General features: G+C 69.9%; 17 protein-coding genes. 7 read left to right on the forward strand and 10 right to left on the reverse strand.

Going from position 1 to position 20,890, the window contains the following annotated elements; genetic code table 11:
- From leuD to RHOFW104R8_RS15670, 8 genes are all read right to left on the reverse strand, one after another.
- Positions 1-306, reverse strand: a 306-nt coding sequence (gene leuD / locus RHOFW104R8_RS15640) for a 3-isopropylmalate dehydratase small subunit (protein ID WP_082823668.1), incomplete at its 3' end; no start/stop codon positions are given.
- A gap of 226 nt (positions 307-532) precedes the next feature.
- Positions 533-1,945 carry a 3-isopropylmalate dehydratase large subunit gene (gene leuC / locus RHOFW104R8_RS15645; protein WP_068094469.1) on the reverse strand — a complete coding sequence of 471 codons (1,413 nt, stop codon included), beginning with the start codon at positions 1,943-1,945 and terminating at the stop codon, positions 533-535.
- Positions 1,942-2,943, reverse strand: coding sequence for a branched-chain amino acid transaminase (locus RHOFW104R8_RS15650; protein ID WP_068094472.1), 1,002 nt, complete (start codon positions 2,941-2,943; stop codon positions 1,942-1,944). Before RHOFW104R8_RS15650 ends, leuC begins: the two co-directional genes overlap by 4 nt.
- The gene (locus RHOFW104R8_RS15655; protein ID WP_153021700.1) at positions 2,940-4,595 is read right to left on the reverse strand and encodes a 2-isopropylmalate synthase; all 1,656 of its coding nucleotides are present in this window, start codon (positions 4,593-4,595) and stop codon (positions 2,940-2,942) included. Before RHOFW104R8_RS15655 ends, RHOFW104R8_RS15650 begins: the two co-directional genes overlap by 4 nt.
- 111 nt (positions 4,596-4,706) lie before the next feature.
- Positions 4,707-4,844: a hypothetical protein gene (locus RHOFW104R8_RS17640; protein WP_161487761.1), complete on the reverse strand. Its 138-nt coding sequence runs from the start codon at positions 4,842-4,844 to the stop codon at positions 4,707-4,709.
- Positions 4,845-5,068: 224 nt separating this feature from the next.
- Entirely contained in the window at positions 5,069-6,385 is a 1,317-nt protein-coding gene (gene thrC / locus RHOFW104R8_RS15660; protein ID WP_201028737.1) for a threonine synthase, read from the reverse strand.
- Between the two features lie 106 nt (positions 6,386-6,491).
- Entirely contained in the window at positions 6,492-7,484 is a 993-nt protein-coding gene (locus RHOFW104R8_RS15665) for a homoserine kinase (RefSeq protein WP_068094478.1), read from the reverse strand.
- A complete protein-coding gene (locus tag RHOFW104R8_RS15670; protein ID WP_068094482.1) occupies positions 7,481-8,632 on the reverse strand; it encodes a homoserine dehydrogenase in 1,152 nt (383 codons plus the stop codon). The genes RHOFW104R8_RS15665 and RHOFW104R8_RS15670 overlap by 4 nt, the downstream gene beginning before the upstream one ends.
- Positions 8,633-9,033: 401 nt before the next feature.
- On the opposite strand from RHOFW104R8_RS15670, the gene RHOFW104R8_RS15675 reads away from it, so the two are divergent.
- Positions 9,034-9,789, forward strand: coding sequence for a c-type cytochrome (locus RHOFW104R8_RS15675; protein WP_068094483.1), 756 nt, complete (start codon positions 9,034-9,036; stop codon positions 9,787-9,789).
- Positions 9,786-11,075 (forward strand): cytochrome c, encoded by a 1,290-nt coding sequence (locus RHOFW104R8_RS15680; protein ID WP_068094488.1) that lies wholly within the window; start codon positions 9,786-9,788, stop codon positions 11,073-11,075. Before RHOFW104R8_RS15675 ends, RHOFW104R8_RS15680 begins: the two co-directional genes overlap by 4 nt.
- Before the next feature lie 18 nt (positions 11,076-11,093).
- Here the strand turns inward: RHOFW104R8_RS15680 and RHOFW104R8_RS15685 are convergent, their stop codons facing one another.
- Positions 11,094-12,338, reverse strand: a complete 1,245-nt coding sequence (locus tag RHOFW104R8_RS15685) for an MFS transporter (RefSeq protein ID WP_068094490.1) — start codon at positions 12,336-12,338, stop codon at positions 11,094-11,096.
- Between the two features lie 434 nt (positions 12,339-12,772).
- On the opposite strand from RHOFW104R8_RS15685, the gene RHOFW104R8_RS15690 reads away from it, so the two are divergent.
- Genes RHOFW104R8_RS15690 through RHOFW104R8_RS15710 form a run of 5 tightly spaced genes read left to right on the forward strand, consistent with a single transcriptional unit; the run spans position 12,773 to position 17,262 of the window.
- Positions 12,773-14,014, forward strand: a complete 1,242-nt coding sequence (locus tag RHOFW104R8_RS15690) for a sugar phosphate isomerase/epimerase (protein ID WP_068094493.1) — start codon at positions 12,773-12,775, stop codon at positions 14,012-14,014.
- 29 nt (positions 14,015-14,043) lie between these two features.
- On the forward strand, positions 14,044-14,526 hold the full coding sequence (locus tag RHOFW104R8_RS15695; protein ID WP_068094497.1) for an S-ribosylhomocysteine lyase: 483 nt from the start codon (positions 14,044-14,046) through the stop codon (positions 14,524-14,526).
- Positions 14,523-15,674, forward strand: a complete 1,152-nt coding sequence (locus tag RHOFW104R8_RS15700) for a sedoheptulose 7-phosphate cyclase (protein ID WP_068094499.1) — start codon at positions 14,523-14,525, stop codon at positions 15,672-15,674. Before RHOFW104R8_RS15695 ends, RHOFW104R8_RS15700 begins: the two co-directional genes overlap by 4 nt.
- Positions 15,652-16,362: a bifunctional 2-polyprenyl-6-hydroxyphenol methylase/3-demethylubiquinol 3-O-methyltransferase UbiG gene (gene ubiG / locus RHOFW104R8_RS15705; RefSeq protein WP_068094501.1), complete on the forward strand. Its 711-nt coding sequence runs from the start codon at positions 15,652-15,654 to the stop codon at positions 16,360-16,362. Before RHOFW104R8_RS15700 ends, ubiG begins: the two co-directional genes overlap by 23 nt.
- A gap of 6 nt (positions 16,363-16,368) precedes the next feature.
- A complete protein-coding gene (locus RHOFW104R8_RS15710) occupies positions 16,369-17,262 on the forward strand; it encodes a UbiA family prenyltransferase (protein WP_068094504.1) in 894 nt (297 codons plus the stop codon).
- Positions 17,263-17,925: 663 nt separating this feature from the next.
- Here the strand turns inward: RHOFW104R8_RS15710 and RHOFW104R8_RS15715 are convergent.
- Complete coding sequence (locus RHOFW104R8_RS15715) at positions 17,926-20,589, reverse strand: AAA family ATPase (RefSeq protein ID WP_068094506.1); 2,664 nt, start codon at positions 20,587-20,589, stop codon at positions 17,926-17,928.
- Positions 20,590-20,890 lie beyond the last annotated feature (301 nt).

Raw genomic sequence — 20,890 nt, forward strand, 5'->3', positions numbered from 1 at the left:
CTCGCTGCACAGCACCGCCTGGATGCCGTAGTCCAGCAGGGCCCACGGTGCGTGCTCGCGCGAGGAGCCGCAGCCGAAGTTGCGGCCGGCGACGAGGATCGAGCAGCCGCGCGCTTCCGGGCGGTTCAGCGGGAAGGCCGGGTTGTCGCTGCCGTCGGCCTGGTAGCGCCAGTCGTGGAAGCACAGCCGGCCCAGCCCTGCGCGGGTGGTGGTGGTGAGGAAGCGCGCCGGGATGATGCGGTCGGTGTCGATGTTCTCGTCGGCCAGCACGGCGGTGCGCGAGTGGAGGCGGGTGATGGGGCGCATCAATGACATTCCTCGCTTCTTGCGTTGGCCTCCTCTCCCCTGTGGGGAGAGGATTGAGGTGAGGGGCGGGTGCTCGCAGGGAAGTGCAACGAAGCACGCCTTGCTCCTCCCCCTGCGTGCAGGGGGAGGTTGGGAGGGGGTAAAGCTCTGGAGCTGGAGGCAAGAGCGACCCCACCCCGACCCTCCCCTGCCGGCAGGGGAGGGAGGCCAGCGAATCGGTCGGCGTTCATGCCGCCACCTCCGCCAGGTACTCACGCGGATCGGCGATGCGCCCGGCGATCGCCGATGCCGCGGCGGTGGCGGGGCTGGCCAGCACGGTGCGCGCGCCCTTGCCCTGGCGGCCCTCGAAGTTGCGGTTGGAGGTGGAGACCACCAGCTGGCCCGGCAGCGCCAGGTCGCCGTTCATCGCGATGCACATCGAGCAGCCGGGCACGCGCCACTCGGCGCCGGCGGCGGTGAACACGCGATGCAGGCCTTCGCGCTCGGCATCGCGGCGCACCGCCTCGGAGCCGGGCACCACCAGCATGCGCACACCACTGGCAATGCGCCGGCCGTGCAGCACGCGCGCCGCTTCGCGCAGGTCGGACAGGCGCGAGTTGGTGCAGCTGCCGACGAACACCACGTCGACCGGCGTGCCCTGCATCGGCTGGCCGGGGCGGCTCTGCATGTAGTCGAGCGCGCGGCGTTCCTGCGTGTTCGCCGCCGCCGGCACCGGCGCGTCCATGGCGATCGCCATGCCGGGGTGGGTGCCGTAGGTGACGGTGGGTTTCACCGCGCCGGCGTCGATGCGCGCCTCGCGGTCGTAGCGCGCGCCGTCGTCGCTCTTCAGCGTGCGCCACTTCGCCACCGCCGCGCCCCACGCTGCGCCCTGCGGTGCGCGCGGGCGGCCTTGCAGCCAGGCGAACGTGGTCTCGTCCGGCGCGATCATGCCGGCGCGCGCGCCGGCCTCGATCGACATGTTGCAGACGGTCATGCGCTCGTCCATCGACAGCGCCTCGATCGCCGCGCCGCGGTACTCCAGCACGTGGCCGGTGCCGCCATCGACGCCGATCGTGCCGATGATATGCAGGATCAGGTCCTTCGCGCCCACGCCCGGCGGCAGCTGGCCGTCCACGTGGATCGCCATGGTCCTCGGCTTGCGCTGCAGCAGGCATTGCGTGGCCATCACGTGGCCGACCTCGGTGGTGCCGATGCCGAACGCCAGGGCGCCGAACGCGCCATGGGTGGAGGTGTGGCTGTCGCCGCAGACGATGGTCATGCCCGGCTGCGTCGCGCCCAGCTCCGGGCCGATCACGTGCACGATGCCGCGCTCGGCGCTGTCCCAGCCGTGCAGCTCGACGCCGAACTCGCGGCAGTTGCTCTCCAGCTGCGCGACCTGCGCCTGCGCCTCGGCGTTCGCGTACGGACGGCTGCCGTCGGCGTTGGTCGGCAGGGTCGGGGTGGAATGGTCCAGCGTGGCCAGCATGCGGTCGGGCCGGCGCAGCCGCAGGCCACGCTCGCGCAGTTCGCTGAACGCCTGCGGCGAGGTGACTTCGTGCACCAGGTGCAGGTCGACGTAGAGCACCGCCGGCGTGTCGGCGGTCTCGGCGGCGACCACGTGGGCGTCCCAGACCTTCTCGAACAGGGTCCGCGCACTCATGCCGATGCCTCCATGGGGGCCGGCTGTTGATGAGGAGTCCGGCCATGGATGGCCGGTTCTTGATCTTCGCGGTCAGGGGCGACCGCATTAACCAAACTCAGCCAGGACCAACGATCCTCGGTACGGCCATCGAACAATCCGAAGAACGCCTGCCGCAGCTGCTGCGTGACCGGACCGGGCGCGCCCTTGCCGACCGCCTTGCGGTCGACCGAACGCACCGGGGTGATCTCGGCGGCGGTACCGGTCATGAACACCTCGTCGGCCGAGTACAGCGCCTCGCGCGGCAGCTCGCGCTCCTCCGCCGCGATGCCGAGGCCGGCAGCCAGCGCGAGCACGCTGTCGCGGGTGATCCCGGCCAGGATGCCGGCGCTGGACGGCGGCGTGAGCAGCCGGCCGTTCTTCACCAGGAACAGGTTCTCGCCGGCGCCTTCGCTGAGCAGGCCGCCGTGACCCAGCGCGATGCCCTCGTCGTAGCCGTTGCGGCGCGCCTCCAGCCCGATCAGCTGGCTGGACAGATAGTTGCCGCCGGCCTTGGCCCAGCTCGGGATGGTGTTCGGCGCGGGACGGTGCCACGACGACACGCAGATGTCGGCGCCGCGCTCGGCCGCCTCGCCCAGGTACGCGCCCCAGGCCATCGCCATGATCGCCACCTCGACCGGCGCGCCGTCCTTCGCCAGCACGCCCAGGCCGCCGGCACCGCGGAACACGATCGGCCGCACATAGGCCGACGGCATCGCGTTGGCGCGGATCAGCTCCAGGCAGGCGGCGTTGATCTCGTCCTCGCTGTAGCCGATCTCGATCTCGTACACGCGCGCCGACTCGAACAGGCGGCGGGTGTGGTCGGCGAGGCGGAAGTAGGCCGGGCCGCGCGGCGTGGCATACACGCGCTCGCCCTCGAACACGGACGAACCGTAATGCAGCGCGTGCGTGCTGACGTGGACGCTGGCCTCGGCCCACGGCTTGATGCGGCCGTTGTGCCACAGGAATGGGGTGTTCATGCGGTGATCTCCTTGTGCGGGCGTCCCTGCGCGCGAGGATCGGCAAGCGGCCTTCCCTGACCGCGCTCTTCAATGGACGGGGCTTGCTCGTGCGGCGGGTGCTGCGCGATCCGGTTGACGATGACCAGCGCGGCCAGCGCGGCGGCCTCGACGATGTCGGTGCTGGTGCCGTGGCCGCGCCAGTCGCGCGCGGCGTGGCGCGCGCTCAGCTGGGCGTGGCCCTGGGCGTCGGCGCCTTCGCCCATCGCGTCGATCTGGAAGCGGGTGAGCGCCAGCGGCGTGCCGGTGGCGCGCTCGATCGCGCGCAGCACCGCGTCGACCGGGCCGTCGCCGATCGCCGCCTCGCCGACCTCGTGGCCGTCGTCGTGGGCCAGCTTCACCGAGGCTGAGGCGCTGCCGCCCAGGTGCGAGCTGGCGTGCAGCTGCACCAGGCGCCACGGGCCGCCGGCGTGCGGGTCGCGGCCCAGCGCCAGCGCTTCCAGGTCCTCGTCGTGCAACTCGCGGCCGTGGTCGGCCAGCGTCTTGAAGCGGGCGAAGATCTCGTCCAGCGCGGCGTCGTCCGGCGCGTGGCCCAGCGCCTGCAGGCGCTGGCGCAGCGCGGCGCGGCCGGAGTGCTTGCCCATCACCAGGCGGGTTTCGGCGATGCCGACGTCCTGCGGCCGCATGATCTCGTAGGTGCCGCGGTGCTTCAGCATGCCGTGCTGGTGGATGCCCGACTCGTGGGCGAACGCGTTGGCGCCCACGATCGCCTTGTTGCGCGGTACCGCCTGGCCGGTCAGCTCGGTCAGCAGGCGCGAGGCGGGGTACAGCTGGCGGGTGTCGATGCGGGTGTCCACGCCGAAGTGCGGCGCGCGCACCTTCAGCGCCATCACCACTTCCTCCAGCGCGGCGTTGCCGGCGCGCTCGCCGATGCCGTTGATGGTGCATTCCACCTGGCGCGCGCCGGCGCCCACCGCGGCCAGGCTGTTCGCCACCGCCATGCCGAGGTCGTCGTGGCAGTGGCTGGAGAAGATCACCCGCTCTGCGCCCACGACGTGGCGGCGCAGGTATTCGAACAGCTCGACGATCTCGGTCGGCGTGGTGTAGCCCACCGTGTCCGGCGCGTTCAGCGTGCTGGCGCCGGCGGCGACCGCGGCGCTGAACACCTCGGCGAGGAATTCGGGCTCGGTGCGCAAGGCATCCTCGGCGGAGAACTCCACCTCGTGGCACAGCCCGCGGGCGCGTTCGATCGCGCGCACCGCGGTGTCCAGCACCTGCGCCCTGCTCATGCCCAGCTTGTGCTCGCGGTGCAGCGGGCTGGTCGACAGGAACAGGTGGATGCGCGAGTGGCGGGCCGCCGCTAGCGCGCGGGCGGCGCTGTCGATGTCGCCGTCCTGGCAGCGCGCCAGCGCGCACACCGTGGTGTTTTTCAGCGCCCCGGCGATTTCCGCGACTGCGGCAAAATCGTCCGGCGAGGCCTGCGGGAAACCGGCCTCGAGCACGTCCACGCCGAGCGCCTCGAGCTGCCGCGCCATGCGCAGCTTGGCGCGCCGGTCCATCGAGAAGCCGGGCGCCTGCTCGCCGTCGCGCAGGCTGGTGTCGAAGATGCGCACGCGCCCGGCGACTACGTCGTCGTCGCTGGCGGGGGTGTCGTGCTGGCCGGGGTTTTTCATCATGGCTCCGCTGTGGGCGGCGCCGAAGGCACAAAAAAACCCCGCATCCGTTACCGGGTGCGGGGTTCTTCGGGTGTTTTCAGGTTTTCTTATTTACCTGGACACATGCCCTCAGCCCGCACCTCCGTTGGTAATAAGGAGTACGAGTACGAGGGTAATAATGAGCGTGCCGCGAGCCCGCAGCAGGCCGGCAACCGTCACGAGACGGTTTTCCTTGGCGATGCTGCGGTGGCTGTTGCGCTGCGACATGGGACCGACCGTAAAGCAGTTCGTCGACGGCTGTCAACAACTTTTTTCAAAATGGCCGGAATCGGCCATGCGGCGGGCATTTGGACGTCCAGATGGCCAGATGAATCTCGCGATGCGCGCGCGTATGGCCCGCGGCATGGTTTGCACGAGCCCGTGCGTAGGAGCGCACCCTGTGCGCGATGCTTTTTTATATGCCCGGAAGAGCTCGCGCACAGGGTGCGCTCCTACGTTGGCAGCAACCAGCTTCGCAGCGCGGTGTCGCTGGCGGCCAAGGGTTCGGCACTGGCGCTGCGCGTCAGCATCGCCGCCAGCGCCGGGGGCACGTCGACCGGATGGCCGACCTGCGGTTCCACCACGCTCTCGAACTTGGCCGGATGGGCGGTGGCGACCACCGCCCACGACGCGTCGTCGCCATCCGCGCGCAGCCGGTCGAGCAGGTGCATCGCGGTGGCGGTGTGCGGGCAGAACACCTCGCCGTGTTCGCGTGCGTGGCCGGCGATGGTGCGGCGGATGGCGGCGTCGTCCACGCTGTGCGCCTGCAGCCGCTGGCGCAGCCGGGCTGCGTCAGGGTACGTCCAGCGCAGCCGCTCGAAGTTGCTGGGCGCGCCCACGTCCATCGCGTTGGCGAGGGTGGCGACCGCTTCGCGCGGCGCGTAGTCGGCGCCGGCGAAGAACTCGGGCAGGGTGGCGTTCGCGTTGCAGGCCAGCCGCACCTCGCCGACCGGCAGGCCCAGCTCGCGCACCCACAGGCAGGCCAGCGCGTTGCCCAGGTTGCCGGTGGGCACGATGAAGTTCAGCGGCGTGCCGTGTTCGCGCCACCAGCCCAGTGCGGCGTGCGCGTAGTAGCTCATCTGCGGCAGCAGCCGGCCGAGGCTGATGCTGTTGGCGGAGGACAGCGGCCGCTGCGCCTGCAGCCCGGCGTCGTTGAGCGCGGCTTTCACCATCCGCTGGCAGTCGTCGAAGCGGCCGGCAACGCGCAGCGCGCGGACGTTGTCGCCGAAGCAGCCGAGCTGGTGCGCCTGGCGCGGCGAGACCAGGCCGTCCGGATACAGGATCACCACGTCCACGTTCGGTTGGCGGTGGAACGCGGCGGCCACCGCGGCGCCGGTGTCGCCCGAGGTGGCGACCAGGATGGTCAGCGGCCGCGCGTCGGCGCGCGGCAGCCGGCGCAGGCAGGCGGCGAGGAAGCGCGCGCCGACATCCTTGAACGCCGAGGTGGGGCCGTGGAACAGCTCCAGCATCGCCGTGCGCGGATGCGCCGGCAAGGCGCGCAGCGGCGTGTCGAAGGTGAACGCCTCGGCGCAGATGGCGGCCAGCTCGCCGGCCAGCGCATCGCCAGCGAAGAACGGCGCCAGCAGGGTGGCGGCGGTATCGGCCAGCGAGCCGTGCGGGTCGAACGCGGCGGGATCGAGCGTGGGCAGTTGCTCCGGCACGTACAGGCCGCCGTCCGGCGCCAGTCCGGCGGCGATCGCCTGGCTGATCGGCACGGTCGGACCGGCGCTGCGGGTGCTGCGGTAGCGGATCGGCTCGTGCTGGTTCATGCGCCGACCTCGTCCGAATGAAGCGGTCTCGTAGGGCGGGCACGGCCCGCCGGCTCCCTGCGATAAGGAACAAGGGCGGCGGGCAGTGTCCGCCCTACAAAGGCGTTCATGCGTCGGCCTCAAGGGTTGCGACCAATGCGGCGGCGGGGCCGTCGATCGGCGACACCCACGCATCGCTGTCCAGCCCGGCCCCGGCGAACGCGGCCTGCATCGCCACGCTGGCCGCGGCGGCGTCGGCGCGATTGTCGTACCAGCCGAACACGCTGGGGCCGGCGCCGGAGATGCTGGCGCCCAGCGCGTGGTGGTCCAGTGCGGCCTGCTTCACCCGCGCGAAGTGCGGGATCAGCGGCGCGCGGCGCGGTTCCACCAGCACGTCCTTCAGGCCTGCGCGCACCAGCGCGGCATCGCCGCGCCAGCAGCCGGCCAGCACCAGGGCGAGGTTGGAACTCTGCGCCACGAACTCGCCCAGCGCGTAGTGGCCGGCCAGCGCCGCGCGCGCCCGCCGCGTTTCCAGCACCACGTGCGGATGCACCAGCGCGCAGTGCCATGCGGCCGGCACGTCGATGCGCAGCAGCCGCTCGTGGGTGGCCAGCACCAGGCCGCCCAGCAGCATCGAGCCGAGGTTGTCGCCGTGGCGGCTGCCGCTGGCCACCGCCTCGCCGTCCAGCGCGAAACCGTACAGCGCCTCGCGCGGCAGCGGTTGCGCCAGCAGCGCGTTGGCGGCCACCAGCGCGGCCACGCACGAGGCGGCCGAGCCGCCCATGCCCGAGCCCAGCGCGATGCCCTTGTGCAGGGTCAGCTCGAAACCGTGGGGCAGGCCGAGCGCCTCGCGCAGCGAGAGGAGCGCCGTGCCGGCGGTGTTCGCGCGCGGGTCGGTGGGCAGGTCGGTGACGCAGCCGCGGATCGCCGCGATGCGCACCACCGGTTCGTCGATGCGGCGCACCTCGGCGCGGTCGCCTGCGCCGGCCACGCTGTGGCCGAGCAGGTCGAAGCCGACGCCGACGTTGCCGACGCTGGCGGGCGCGAAGGCACGGGCGACTTGCGGGGGATTGGCGCGGCGCGGTGAGGCCATGACGGGTTCCAGCAAGGAGGAATTCATGCGCGCGCCTCCAGCGACTCGGCGATGCGCAGCAGGTCGGTGAACACGCCGGCGGCGGTCACCTCGGGGCCGGCGCCGGGGCCTTGCACCGACAGCGGATTATCGCAGTAGCGGCGCGTGCTGAACTGCACGATGTTGTCGGTGAGCCGGGTGTGCGCGAACGCATGGCTGGCCGGCAGCACCTGCAGCCGCACGCTGGCGCGGCCGTGCCGGTCCAGTTGCGCCACGTGGCGCAGCACGCCGCCTTCGGCGTGCGCGGCGGCCAGCTTCGCGGCCATCGGCGCGTCGAGTTCGTCGAGCCGCTGCATGAACGCCTCCAGCGGCAGCGCGGCCAGCGCAGGCGGCACCAGGCCTTCCAGGTCGACGTCCTCCAGCGACAGCGGCCAGCCCGCCTCGCGCGCCAGGATCACCAGCTTGCGCGCCACGTCGAGGCCGGACAGGTCGTCGCGCGGGTCGGGTTCGGTATAGCCCAGCGCGTGCGCCTCGCGCACCAGCGCGGAGAACGGCTGGCGCCCGTCGTGGCGGTTGCACAGCCAAGCCAGCGTGCCGGAGAACATGCCGTGCACCGCGAACAGTTCGTCGCCGGTGTCGAGCAGGTCGCGCAGGGTCTGTACCACCGGCAGGCCGGCGCACACGGTGGCTTCGTAGCGGAAGCGCGCGCCGCTGGCGCAGGCGGCGCGGATCGCCTGCCAGCGCGGCAGCGGGCCGCTGCCGGCCAGCTTGTTCGGCGTCACCACGTGCAGGCCGGCGGCGAGCCAGCGCGGGTAGTGCGCGGCCACCGCGTCGCTGGCGCTGCAGTCGATCAGCAAGGCATGGCGGCCGTCGTTGCCGCGCACGTGCCCGGCGAACGCCTCCAGGTCGTTCGGCCGCCAGATCTGCGCGCCGCCGTGGCGGGCGTTGAGTTCGGCGTCGTCGCAATCCAGCCACATCCGCTTGCTGGCCACCACGCCGCAGAGTTTAAGCTCCAGCGCGCTGTCGCGGGCCAGCCGCGGCTGCGCCGCGCGCAGTTGCTCCAGCAGCGCGCTGCCGACCCGGCCGGGGCCGATCACGCCGACCGCCAGCACGCGCCGCCGGGTCGTGCCCATGCGGGTCATCGACGGCGGCGGCAACGGGGAATGCTGGACTTGCTCGGGTGCACAGGTGATCACGATGGCCTCTCCGGTGGAGGCCCGTTCTCGCTGGCGTGTCGGCATGGGCCGGTCCGCCTCGTCGAGGGCGGGCCGTTGCGTGGGAAAACTCAGCTACGCACGACGCTCCGCCCGGGACCCGTGGTACCGGTGGTAATCGTGGTGGTAATGACGGCGGCGACGATGCCCGTGCACGACGGCATGCAGCCGGTGCGAGCCGGTGCGGAAGGCGTGCGTGCGGGCATGGAAAGCGGCGACATGGCGTCGACCATAAGCGGATTGCTGCACTGCGGTCAACAGGTGCATTTGCAACTTTCGCGGATGCCGGATGGGGACGGACGACGGCCGGCGACCTGCGGCAGGTTGTCGCGATCGGCCGATCCGCGCCCGGGCAGCGGGGCGCGCGGGCCTACAATCGGCGGATGAACTGTCCTGTTTTCCTGCGCGGCGTGCCTCGCGCGGTCGTCGTGCTGCTCGCGCTGGGCATGTGCGGTGCGGCCTCGGCCGCCGGGCCCCAGGCCGGTGCCGCGCCGGTTCCCGATACCATGCAGCAGCGCGTGGCCGCGTGCACCAGCTGCCACGGCGCGCACGGCGAAGGCTCGCCGGACAGCGTGGCGATCCCGCGCCTGGCCAGCAAGCCGGCCGGCTACCTGCTGCAGCAGCTGGAATATTTCCAGAGCGGCCAGCGCCGGCACGCACCGATGGAATACGTGGTGCGCCAGCTGAGCCCGGCGTACCTGCGCGAGATCGCCGAGTACTTCGCGCGGCAGGACGTGCCCTACCGGAAGCTGCAGGTGCCGGCGGTGTCCGTGGAGACCCTGCGGCGCGGCGAGCAATTGGTGATGCGCGGCGACTCCACCCGCGGCGTGCCGTCGTGCGTCAGCTGCCACGGCGCCAGGCTCACCGGCGTGGAGCCGATGATGCCGGGCCTGATGGGCCTGTCGTACGACTACCTCAACACCCAGCTGGTGTCGTGGCGCACGCGCCAGCGTGCGGCCGAGGGGCCCTACTGCATGGGCGTGGTCGCCAACCGCATGCGCGAATCGGACATCACCGCCGTTTCCGCGTGGCTGGCCAGCCATGAGCCGCCGGCCGACATGCGCCCGGCGCCGGCCAGTACGCAGACCGAACCGTTGCCGGGCTGGTGCGTGATGGGCAAGAGCGGAGCGGGTCGATGACGTGGTGGCGACGTGGGGCGTGGGTGACGGGGCTGCTGGTGCTGGCGGTGTCCGGCTGGCTGTACTTCGGCCAGGGTGTTTCGCGGTCGGCGTCGCCGGAACAAGGCGACGCCGATGCCGCCGCGCTGCACGATCCGGCGCTGATCGCCCGCGGCGAATACCTGGCCACGGTCGGCGATTGCGCCGCCTGCCACACCGCGCGCGACGGCCAGCGCTACGCCGGCGGCCGCTCGCTGGCCACGCCGTTCGGCGACGTGCCGGCGCCGAACATCACGCCCGACCCGGAAACCGGCATCGGCCGGTGGAACTTCGACGATTTCCGGCGCGCGCTGCACGAAGGCAAGGGCCGCCAGGGCGAACTGCTGTACCCGGTGTTCTCCTACACCTCGTTCACCAAGGTGACCCGCGACGACGCGCTGGCGATCTTCGCCTACCTGAAATCGCTGCCGCCGGTGCGCCGCGCGGACGGCGAGCTGGGGCTGGGCTTTCCCTACAACGTGCGCAGCAGCCTGCTTGCGTGGCGCGCGTTGTACTTCACGCCGGGCGAATACCAGCCCGACCCGGCGAAATCCGAGCAGTGGAACCGCGGCGCGTACCTGGTGCAGGGCCTGGGCCATTGCAACGAATGCCACGCCGCGCGCGACTCGCTCGGCGGCATCGCGCAGGACCGCCAGCTCACCGGCGGCCGGATTCCGCAGTTGGACTGGTACGCACCCGATCTCGACACGCAGCCGGGCGGCGGCCTCGCCGGCTGGAGCGCGCAGGACATCGTCGACCTGCTCGGGACCGGCCGGTCGGCGAAGGGCACCGCGTTCGGGCCGATGGCCGACGTGGTGCGCATGAGCACCCAGCACATGACCGAAGCGGACCTGCAAGCGGTGGCGACCTATCTGCAGGCGCTGCCGCCGCGCACGCCGAAGGCGGATGCGGCGCCGTTCAAGGCGGCGGCCAGCCACGAGCTGGGCGGCACGCTCTACGCGCAACGCTGCGCCGACTGCCACGGCAGGGACGGCCGCGGCGTGGCCGGCGTCTACCCGCCGCTGGACGGCAACATCTCGGTCACCGAGCCGACCGGCATCAACGCCATCCGCAGCGTGCTGCTCGGCGGCTTCGCCCCGGCCACCGCCGGCAACCCGCAGCCGTACTCGATGCCGCCGTTCGCGCAGCAGCTGAGCGACACCGACGTCGCTGCGGTGGTCAGCTACGTCCGCCAGTCGTGGTCGAACAAGGCCTCCGCCGTGCAGCCGGCCGACGTGGGCAAGTACCGGAACACACCACTCGATTGAACGGGGCCGGGGCCGTCGTCACGGCGCCGCCGGCCGTTGCGTCGACGGATGGCGGTGCCGGTACACCGCGACCAGGCCGAGCAGCGCCAGGGCGGCGAAGGCGGCGCCGGCCAGGAAGGTCGCCTGCGAACCGATCGCGCCCCACAGCCCGCCGGCGAGCACGCTGGCGAGCAGCAGGGCCACGCCGGTCACCAGGTTGAACACGCCGAACGCGGTGCCGCGCAGCGACGCCGGCGCCGCGTCGGCCACCAGGGTGGCCAGCAGGCCCTGCGTCATGCCCATGTGCAGGCCCCACAGCGTCACGCCGATCACCAGGCCGGCCAATCCACCGATCAGCGCCAGCGCGAGATCCGCCAGCACCAGCACGGCGAATCCGCTGGCCAGCAGGACGCCGCGGTCCAGCCGGTCGGCGAGCTTGCCGATCGGGTAGGCCACCAGCGAATAGACCACGTTCATCAGCACCAGCACCGCGGGAATCAGCATCAGCGACAGCTTGAGCTCCTGCGCCCGCAGCACCAGGAACGCCTCGCTGAAGCGGGCCAGGGTGAACACCGAGGCGACCGCCACGATCCACCAGTACACCGCCGGCAGGCGCGACAGCTCGGCGCGCGACAGCGGCATGCGCACCTGCTGCGCGCCCGGTTCGCGCGCCGCGTCGTGCACCCCGAACGTGATCAGCGCGAACGAGCCGAACGCCGGCAGCACGGCAAACCAGAACACCAGCGGGATGTCGTCGCCGGTCAGCCACATCAGCCCGATCGCCAGCAGCGGGCCGAGGTAGGCGCCGGTCGTGTCGAGCGACTGGCGCAGGCCGAACGCCGCGCCGCTCATGCCCGGCGGTGCCAGGTCGGCGATCAGCGCATCGCGCGGCGCGCCACGGATGCCCTTGCCGATGCGGTCCACGAAGCGCGCCGTCACCACCCAGCCCACCGTGTGCGCCAGCGGGAACACCGGCTTGGTGAATGCCGCCAGCCCGTAGCCGATCGCGGCCAGCAGCTTGCGCCGGCCCAGCCAGTCCGACAACGCGCCGGAGAACACCTTCACGATCGCCGCCGTCGACTCGGCGATGCCCTCGATGAAACCCACCGCCAGCGTCGAGATGCCGAGCGTGCCGACCAGGTACACCGGCAGCAGCGCGTGGATCATCTCCGAGGAGACGTCCATCAACAGGGACACGAAACCCAGCGCCCAGATGCCTTTCGGGAGACGCTGCAGCGCCGTCACGGTGCGGGCGCGGCCGGCCGGTGGGTCAATCTTGCTCATGCCGGGTGCTTCCACGCGGGATCAGGGGGGCCGCCGGCCGTGCAGGCCGTTGGCGGAGGCCAGGTGCGACAGCTCGAAGGTGCAAGTCGTCGGCTCGCTGCTCGATGGGTACGCCGGGATTTGCCGCCCGTGCCGGAGCCGTGACGCCGGACCGGGGATGCTTGCCGCCGATGATAGCGGTTCGGCGACGGGATTCGCGGGCCGTCGGCGCGACAGGCCGGCCGCCCCGTGCTGCGGCATCCGTACGCAGGTGGCGGCCGGCACGGATTGACGTGAGTCATGGCGCCCGCGCCGCCGCGCCCGCACGCTGCGCGGATGCCGATCCGGCGTCGGCTGTCGCGCGGTGGAACCGATGCCGCGCCGGCTGCCGCCGCAGAGTCGGGCAGACGGCGCACTCGAGTTCCACCATCGCTTGCTCACCACGGTTCCCGGGCATGATCCAGCTCAGCTACAGCACCTTCGGCCTCACCAACCTGCCGTTCCTGGCGGCCATCGACGCGGTGGCCCGGGCCGGCTACGCAGGCGTCGAGCTTTCCTTCCACCGCGAGCAGTTCAATCCCTTCAATCTCAGCGAGGCCGACCTCGACGACGTGCAGCGGCATCTGCGGACGGCGCGGATCGTGCCGGCCTGCGTGGCCACCGCCTCGCACTTCTTCACCCCGTCGCGGCCGCACGAGCCGTCGCTGCTGACGCTGGACGTGGCCGGGCGCAAGCGCCGCATCGACCTGGTCAAGCGCGGCATCCGCGTGGCCCGCCGGCTGGGCGTCGGGCTGGTCACCTTCGGCAGCGGCTTCCTGCGCGAGGAGCACGTGCGCCAGCCGGCGGTCGATCCGGGCGAGCTGCTGGCGGACAGCATCCGCGAATGCCTGCGCGAGATCCGCGACGACGAGGACATCACGCTGCTGATCGAGCCCGAGCCGGGCATGTACATCGAGACGCTGGAGCAGGGGCTGGCACTGATCCGCGCGGTCGGCTCCCGCCGTTTCGCGCTGCACATCGACATCTGCCACGCCTACTGCTCCGAGCCGGACTACATCGGCGCGCTGGCGCAGGCCGCGCCGTTCGCCCGCTACCTGCACATCTCCGATGCGCGCGAGGGCCGCAATCTCAGGATCGTGCGGGACGATGCGGTGGCGGACTTCGACCTGGATGCCGCCAGCACCCTGGTCTATTTTCCCGACACGGCGGACTACCTGCTGGTGGATCGCCGCCATCCGCTGTACTTCGGCGACCGCGCGCCCGACCCGGCGCGGCGCCGACGCATCGAGGCCCTGCTGGCGCAGGCCGGCATCGACCGGCCGGCGGGCATGGTCGACTACGGCAGCCTGTACGCCGGCGCCTCGCCGCTGGACGACGAGATCTTCACCTACCTGATCTCGGTGCCGGGGCTGAGCTTCGACGTGCTCGAACGGGCCTGGCCGATCGTCGCCCACCTGCGCGGCGTGCGCGGCCCGGCGCTGTTCGACCGGATGGTCGCCAACACCCGCACCGGCATCGTGCATTTCCACGAGATTCCCGGCGAAGGCACGTTGGACCTGGCCGCCAGCTTCAAGGCGCTGAACGAGCACGGCTTCGACGGCTTCGGTTCGGTCGAGCTCTACCACCACGTCGAGGGCTGGCAGCAGGCGCTCGACGACAGCTACCGCCACCTGGCCGCGATCCCGCAGCCGGCGTGAACGCCCGGCCGTACCACCGAGCAACCACCATGATCGACTTCGAGGCACTGGGCTGGCACAGCGATACCGTCGGCGAACTGGACCACCGCCGGCTGAAGGCGCCCAGCGTCAAGCTGCGCGGCGCCCATGCGGGGGCCGCGGGCGACATCGTCTACACCGTCGACCTGCGCCTGCGCCGGCCGAACGCCGGCGCCTGCCTGTCGGACACCGAACTGCATTCGATCGAGCACTTCCTGCTCGAAGGCTTCGGGCGCCTGCTGCCGCAGCATTTCGTCGGCATCGGCGTGATGGGTTGCCGGACCGGCTTCTATCTCACCCTGCTCGGCGAAGGCCGGCGTGCCGTCATCGAGGACGCGCTGGCGGCGATCCTCGAAGGCGTGCTCGCGGCCGACGCCGTGCCGTATGCGCGCATCGACCAGTGCGGCCACTGGCGCAACCACGACCTGGCCCGCGCCCAAGCCGTCGCGCGCGAGGTGCTGGCGCGGCGCGCGGCGTGGCGGGACGTGGCATGAGCACCACGCCGGGCTCGCGCTGGCAGGTCAGCGCCACGCGTCGGATCGAGTACGACCTGCTCAACGTGGCCGACGTGTTCGATCCGCGCAGCGACGCCCTGCTGTCGATGGGACGCGTGCAGGACGGGCGCCGCTTCGTGGTGGTCGATGCCTGCGTGCACGCGCATCATGGCGAACGCATCCGCGCCTACTTCGCCCATCACCGGGTCGACGCCCACATCATCACCCTGCCGGGCGGCGAGGGCGGCAAGACGCTGGAGGCGTGGCTCTCGGTGCTGCGCGAGCTGGACGGCTTTCCCATCCATCGCCGCGACGAGCCGGTCATCGCCATCGGCGGCGGCGTGCTGACCGACGTGGTCGGCTACGCGGCGGCCAGCTACCGCCGCGGCGTGCCGCACATCAAGGTGCCGACCACGCTGATGGGTTACGTCGACGCCGCGGTGGGGATCAAGACCGGGATCAATTTCAACGGCCGCAAGAACCGCCTGGGCAACTTCGAGCCGCCGCGCCGGGTGCTGCTGGATCGCAGCCTGCTGCGCACCTTGCCGCCGCGCCACCTGCGCAACGGCCTGTGCGAGATCGTCAAGCTGGCCGTGATCAGGGACGCCGCGCTGTTCCGCCTGCTGGAGCAGCACGGTGCGCCCTCGCTGGCGACGGCCTTCCAGGACGCGCGCGGCGGCGACATCCTCGACCGCGCCATCGGCGGCATGCTGGAGGAGCTGGCGCCGAACCTGCACGAGGAAGAGTTGGCGCGCAAGGTCGACTTCGGCCACACCTTCAGCTACGGCCTGGAAACCCGCCACGGGGACGACCTGCTGCACGGCGAGGCGGTGCTGCTGGACATCCTGGTGTCGACCGCGATCGCGCGGCGGCGCGGCCTGCTCGGTGCCGCCGCGGCCGGGCGGATCTTCGCCCTGATCGGGCGCCTGGATCTCGCCCCCGACCTCGCCCTGCTCGACGCCGAACTCATGTGGCAGTCGCTGCTGGATCGCGTCGAGCACCGCAACGGCCAGCAGCGCGTGCCGCTGCCCGCGGCGGTCGGCGAATGCGTGTTCGTCAACGACATCGCGCGCGCAGAAATCGAAGCTTCCATCCAAACCTTGCATGACCGGACCACGACAAGCCATGACCGAATCGCCGAATGTTGATGCCGGGGAAATCGCCCACTTCAACCGCATCGCCCAGCTGTGGTGGGACCCGCACGGCAAGATGGGCCAGCTGCACGCGATCAACGAGCTGCGCCTGCGCTTCATCACCGACCGCATCGGCGTGCCCGCGCCGCGCGTCGTCGACGTGGGCTGCGGCGGCGGCATCCTGGCCGAGGCGCTGGCCCGGACCGGCGCGCGGGTGACCGGCATCGACCTGTCGCGATTGTCGCTGGACATCGCCCGCCAGCATGCCGAACGCGGCGGGCTCACCATCGACTACCGCTACCTAGACGCGGAAACCCTCGCGCGCGAGGAGGCTGGCAGCTTCGACGCCGTCACCTGCATGGAAATGCTCGAGCACGTGCCGCATCCGGACCGGGTCATCGCCGCCTGCGCCGCCCTGCTCAGGCCGGGCGGCGTGGCGTTCTTCTCCACCATCAACCGCACGTTCAAGGCGTTCGCCTTCGCCATCGTGGCCGGCGAGTACATCCTCGGCCTGCTGCCGCGCGGTACCCACAGCTACCGCAAGCTGATCCGGCCGACCGAGATGCGCGCGTGGGCCGCCGCCGCGGGGCTCGAGTTCAAGGCGGTGGACAGCCTCATGTACAACCCGCTCACGCGCCGGTTCCGCGTCGCGCCGAATCGCGAAGACATCAACTACATGGCCTGCTTCGTCAGGAAGGGCTGAAATCCCATGCAGCGTTTTCTCGCCTTGTCGCGCTCCCTCCACGGCGTGCTCGACATCGCCATGCCGGGCTTCGTCGCGCTGCTGTGGCTGGGGCGGTTTCCGTCGTGGCCCGTGCTGGCGCTGTGCCTGGCGACGGCGCTGGCCGGCTATACGGCCATCTACGCGCTGAACGACCTGATCGGGGTGAAGGACGACCAGGAAAAGGTCGCTGGCGGGATCACCCCCGGCTACGCGGTGGAGGCGTCCGCCATGCGCTACCCGCTGGCGCAGAACCTGATCAGCATGAAGGGCGCGCTGGCGTGGTTCGGCTTCTGGTTCGCGCTGGCCGTGCTCGGTACCTGGCTGCTGAACCCGATGATCCTGCTCATCGTGTTCGCCGCGGCGGCGCTGGAAGTGGTCTACGTCAAGCTGCTGAAGGTCACCTGGTGGCGCACCGTGGTCAGCGGCCTGGTCAAGTCGGCCGGCCCGGTCGCCGCCGTGTTCGCGGTGATCCCCGCGCCGCCGTGGTCGGGGCTGCTGGGGATGCTGATCTGGCTGATGCTGTGGGAAATCGGTGGGCAGAACATCCCGGCCGACTGGAACGACCTCGAGGAAGACCGTCGCATCGGCGCGCGCACCATTCCGCTGGTCCTTGGCCTGCGCACCGCCAGCGCGCTGGTGGCGATCAGCCTGGGCCTGACCGTGCTGGCCAGCGCACTGCTGCCGCGCCTGTCGCCGCTGGCGGGCGGCTGGCCGTTCCAGCTCGCCATCCTCGCCGCCGGCGCCGGCCTGCTGCTGCCGGCGGCGTTCCGGCTCGCCCGCACGCTGGACGGCCGCCAGGCCGCGCGCCTGTTCGACCGCGCCAGCCTGTATCCGCTGGTGTTGCTGGTCATTGTCACGGTGTTCGTGTTGATTCGCTGAGGCGGCCGTCGAATCGCCACCGCAGGGTTCTTGCCCGGTCGCATCGTGCTGTTGCTCCCGCGCACAGGGCCTTCGGCCCGTGCCTCTGTAGGAGCTCGCTCGCGGGCGATGCTCTGGTTTGTCTCCGCGTCCGGAACGAACAGCTTTCAAAGCAAGAGCTTTCGTGCGCCTCCGGCGCCCGAGTTACTTTCTCTTTGCGTGCTCAAAGAGGAAGTAACCAAAGAGAAAGAGCACCCCGCTTCCGCGCTTTCCGGGCATCCTGCCCGGAAAGTTCGCGTGCGGGCTCCGGGGTTTGTCGACAGGGCATCCTGCCCTGACGACAAACTGGTTCGCATCCATGCGAACCACCCTTCGGGCTTTTCCTCCGCCCGCCCGCCGCTGCAGAGGGGACCCGGAAGAGCAGCGCGCATCCTGCGCGCACTCTTCAGAAGAGCCAGATCAAGAGCGAGAGCGAAGCCACAGCAAATCGACGCTTTGCTGTGGCTGTTGCTTTTCAGCTTCAACGCGAGCGCGGTGGCGAAAGCCGTAAAGCCAAGAACAAGAAAGTCCGACTGCGAGCGGGACTTTTCAATGCCACCAATGTCTCAGTTCGGCCAGGAGCGGACATGTCCACGCAGAGACGATTGCCGAGTTTGCGAGAAGCCGGCTATATCACTGCCCCAATCACCGATTCGGTCGGAGCTCCAATGCGTCAACGTTGCTGAGGACGGCGAGGACGGTCTCGACATGGACCATGTCGAAATCGTCCCGGTTTGGCTCTTCGTGTGCGCCCTTGTTGAGGAGCGTCCAAACCAAGTTGTCCTCCGGGATGCCCAGGATCGTGTTCAGGTTCTCGAGCAGCGGCGCCTTACTATCGTGGGCGAAGGTCTGCGCGTCCATCAGCTTCTTGCGCAGCGCCGTGCACAGGCCATAAAGCTGTGGCTCCTTGCCGGGCCCTTCGATTTGCACCGAAATGTTGCCCACCCGATGCGATTCGAGCCACTTCCAAGCTTTGTGGGTGAGCATCTCCAGTGACTTGCGCGCGAATGAGAGCGCATCGCGAGCGTTGAAGCGTTCGTCGATTGCTTCCCTTGCGCGCGCCAGATAATTTTGAGTCCCCGGTGGGTTTACGCGTGGCTGATAGTCGCCGCGGTGGTGCAGTAGCACGTACTGGTGGCAGTCGTCTCGGAGATCCCGCGGCAAGTGGTTCTCGATATCCTTGACGAACTCGGGGCTGTGGCAGGTGAGGATGATCTGCGTCTGCCGAAAGCGCTCCGACTCGAAAATCGCCGCGCGGATGCCGCTGCGATGGTCGTGGTCGATCGCATTGATTGCGTCATCGAAGATGATGAGCGGAGCGCCCACAGCCTCAGCCTTCGCCAATAGGATCGCGAGACCCAGACAGCGGATGTGTCCCTCGCTCAAAGCGGCGAGCGCGTTCACTCGCTGCTGGGGGTTACCGCGAAAGGCGATGTCAATGATGCCGTCGCCAGTGAGCGGCAGGCGGAGGTCAGCTAGCTTGTCCTCGCTGCGGTCTCCGTGGTTGAACTCGTTGTATAGCGCCATGGTCGAAGCGTTCAGGTCCGCCATAAGCATGCCGGGAAGCTGCTCGCGAAAGCGTCCAAGCAGACCGTAGAAGCTGTCATAGGCCTCTTTGATAGGCCGATCGCGCACGTTGGCCTGCTCTTCCTCGCTCGCGCGCCTGATCAGGTCGGCGTTCGCTTCTTCCCACAGCGTGATGCGGCCTCGGGCCTGCGCGGCGTTCTCTATGACCTGGCTGCGGCGACCGTCGTGCTCCGCCATCCAGACGCGGGCTTCGTTCAATCGCGTCTGCTCTGCCATATCTTCGTCGCGCCGTAGCAATGCCTCGCGTGTGCGTTCGTCGCGCGCAGCGGCTTGATCGGCCACGACCAAAATCTGCTCAAGCGATGGCGTCGCGCCGGTCTCGTCGGTCTCCGGCGAGTACACAGCTATCCACCAATCGGGAGCCTCGGGGTTGCGAGGTAGGGCGTGCAGGTAGGCCCCGACCAGTGTGTCCGCCCTGCCTTCGCTCACCAGAAACTCTTCGAGATTGCGAAGGCCGGTTCGCAGGGCGCGGCTTGCCTCGCCTGCTGCGCGCCGCAGACTATCGTGGTCAGCTTCGAGTCTCGCGAGCTCTTCGAGTTCGCGCAAGCCCGCGTCGGCCCGCTCGAACGGGTTGCTCGCTACTTCGGTGATTGGCGTCAGGCACGCCGGGCAGCGATCCTCGCGCTCTGCGCGCAGAGCCTGCACTGCGGCGAAGAGCTGTCGGAAAGAGACTTGGCTGCGTTGCTCGTCGAGACTGCGTTGCGAGGTTGCCAAGTTCTTCACGCCAATATCCGCGTTGGCGAATAAGTCGGCAACAATCTGGCGCGAGCAATTCGTGACTGCCGGTATCAGCGAGCGCAGCTTCGTGTCGAGCTCCTGCAGGCGACTGGGCGTCTCCTCGCTTCCAAACACCAACAGCTTGAGATTGTTATAGGTGAGGTTCTCGGCGACGCCTGTGGCGTAGTCGGCCGCGGCTTCATCAAGGGCACGGAGCTGCTCCACCTCGCCGTCGCGCGTCAGTTCGTCGGTCCGCAGGGCTTGCCTGCAACCGGCTAGCTGTGCCTGCGTCTCGGTGGTGAGCGTGAGCGCAGCGTCCATCGACTCATTGAAGTGCAAGGCGAAGTTGTTGAACTGCTCCATTCCGAACAGAGTCGCGATCAGGTCGGTCTTGCGCCCGGGAGACGTCGCGGCTATCCGCGAGAAGTTATCGATCCGGTTCTTTTCGACGAAGAAGAAGCGAAACGCGTCCTCGTCGGCGGCGACCCGGACCTCACCGCCCTCAGCATCAGTAGCTGTGAGATTTGGGTTGGCGAAGCGACCGGCGTGGATATTGGCAAGGTAATCACGCTGCTCGATCCGCCTCGAGCCCGCCTCTTCTACGGCTCCGCACAGCGCGTATTCGAGCGCCTCGCACAAACTGCTCTTTCCGCTGCCGTTCGGCCCGTAGCAGAGGGTGACTCGTTTGCTCAGATCGAAGGTCTGGGGCTCGCGAAAGCCGCGAAACGGCCCTAGGGTTAGGGAGCGCAGCCGAAGCCATGGCCATTGCCCTTGGGCGGTCGCGTCGGGGAGATCTGGAAGATCCGCGCTCGTGGTCGCAAGGTGTTGGCGGGCCAAGCGCGCCAGGAGTTGCGAACGGTTGTTGCGCTGCCTGGCCATCGCGGCCACAGCCTCGAAGTTCGCCAGCGTCAGGTTGGCCATCCTGCGCGAACTTTCAGGGGCGAGGCGTCCGGGGTCGTTCAACCAGCGCACAAAGCGTTCAAAATCCTGTCTTGCGGTGCCCATCCTGCCCCCTGCACGCGACCACGTTGCTGTGATGCGGTTTGGAGCATAGCGCGCTACGCAATATCGGCAGCTTCCCCAATGTCCGCTCCGGGTCGCAAGCGGACATTCCGGACCGATCAAGTCTGTACTGTATTGGATCTCCCGCAGGCCGGCCCTGAGGCCGACTCAACGAGCGGAGCGCGAGATGTTTTTGGCGCGTGTGACGCGGCGGGATGGCAATTGCCAACAACATTGAAGGCGCAGGCAGCGCGGCCTTGGCTTTTCTAAAAAGTGCGGGCCAGGATGGCCCGCTGCTCTACCC

Origin of the sequence: Rhodanobacter sp. FW104-R8 (genome assembly GCF_001617365.1) — a bacterium.
Taxonomy (GTDB): Bacteria; Pseudomonadota; Gammaproteobacteria; order Xanthomonadales; family Rhodanobacteraceae; genus Rhodanobacter.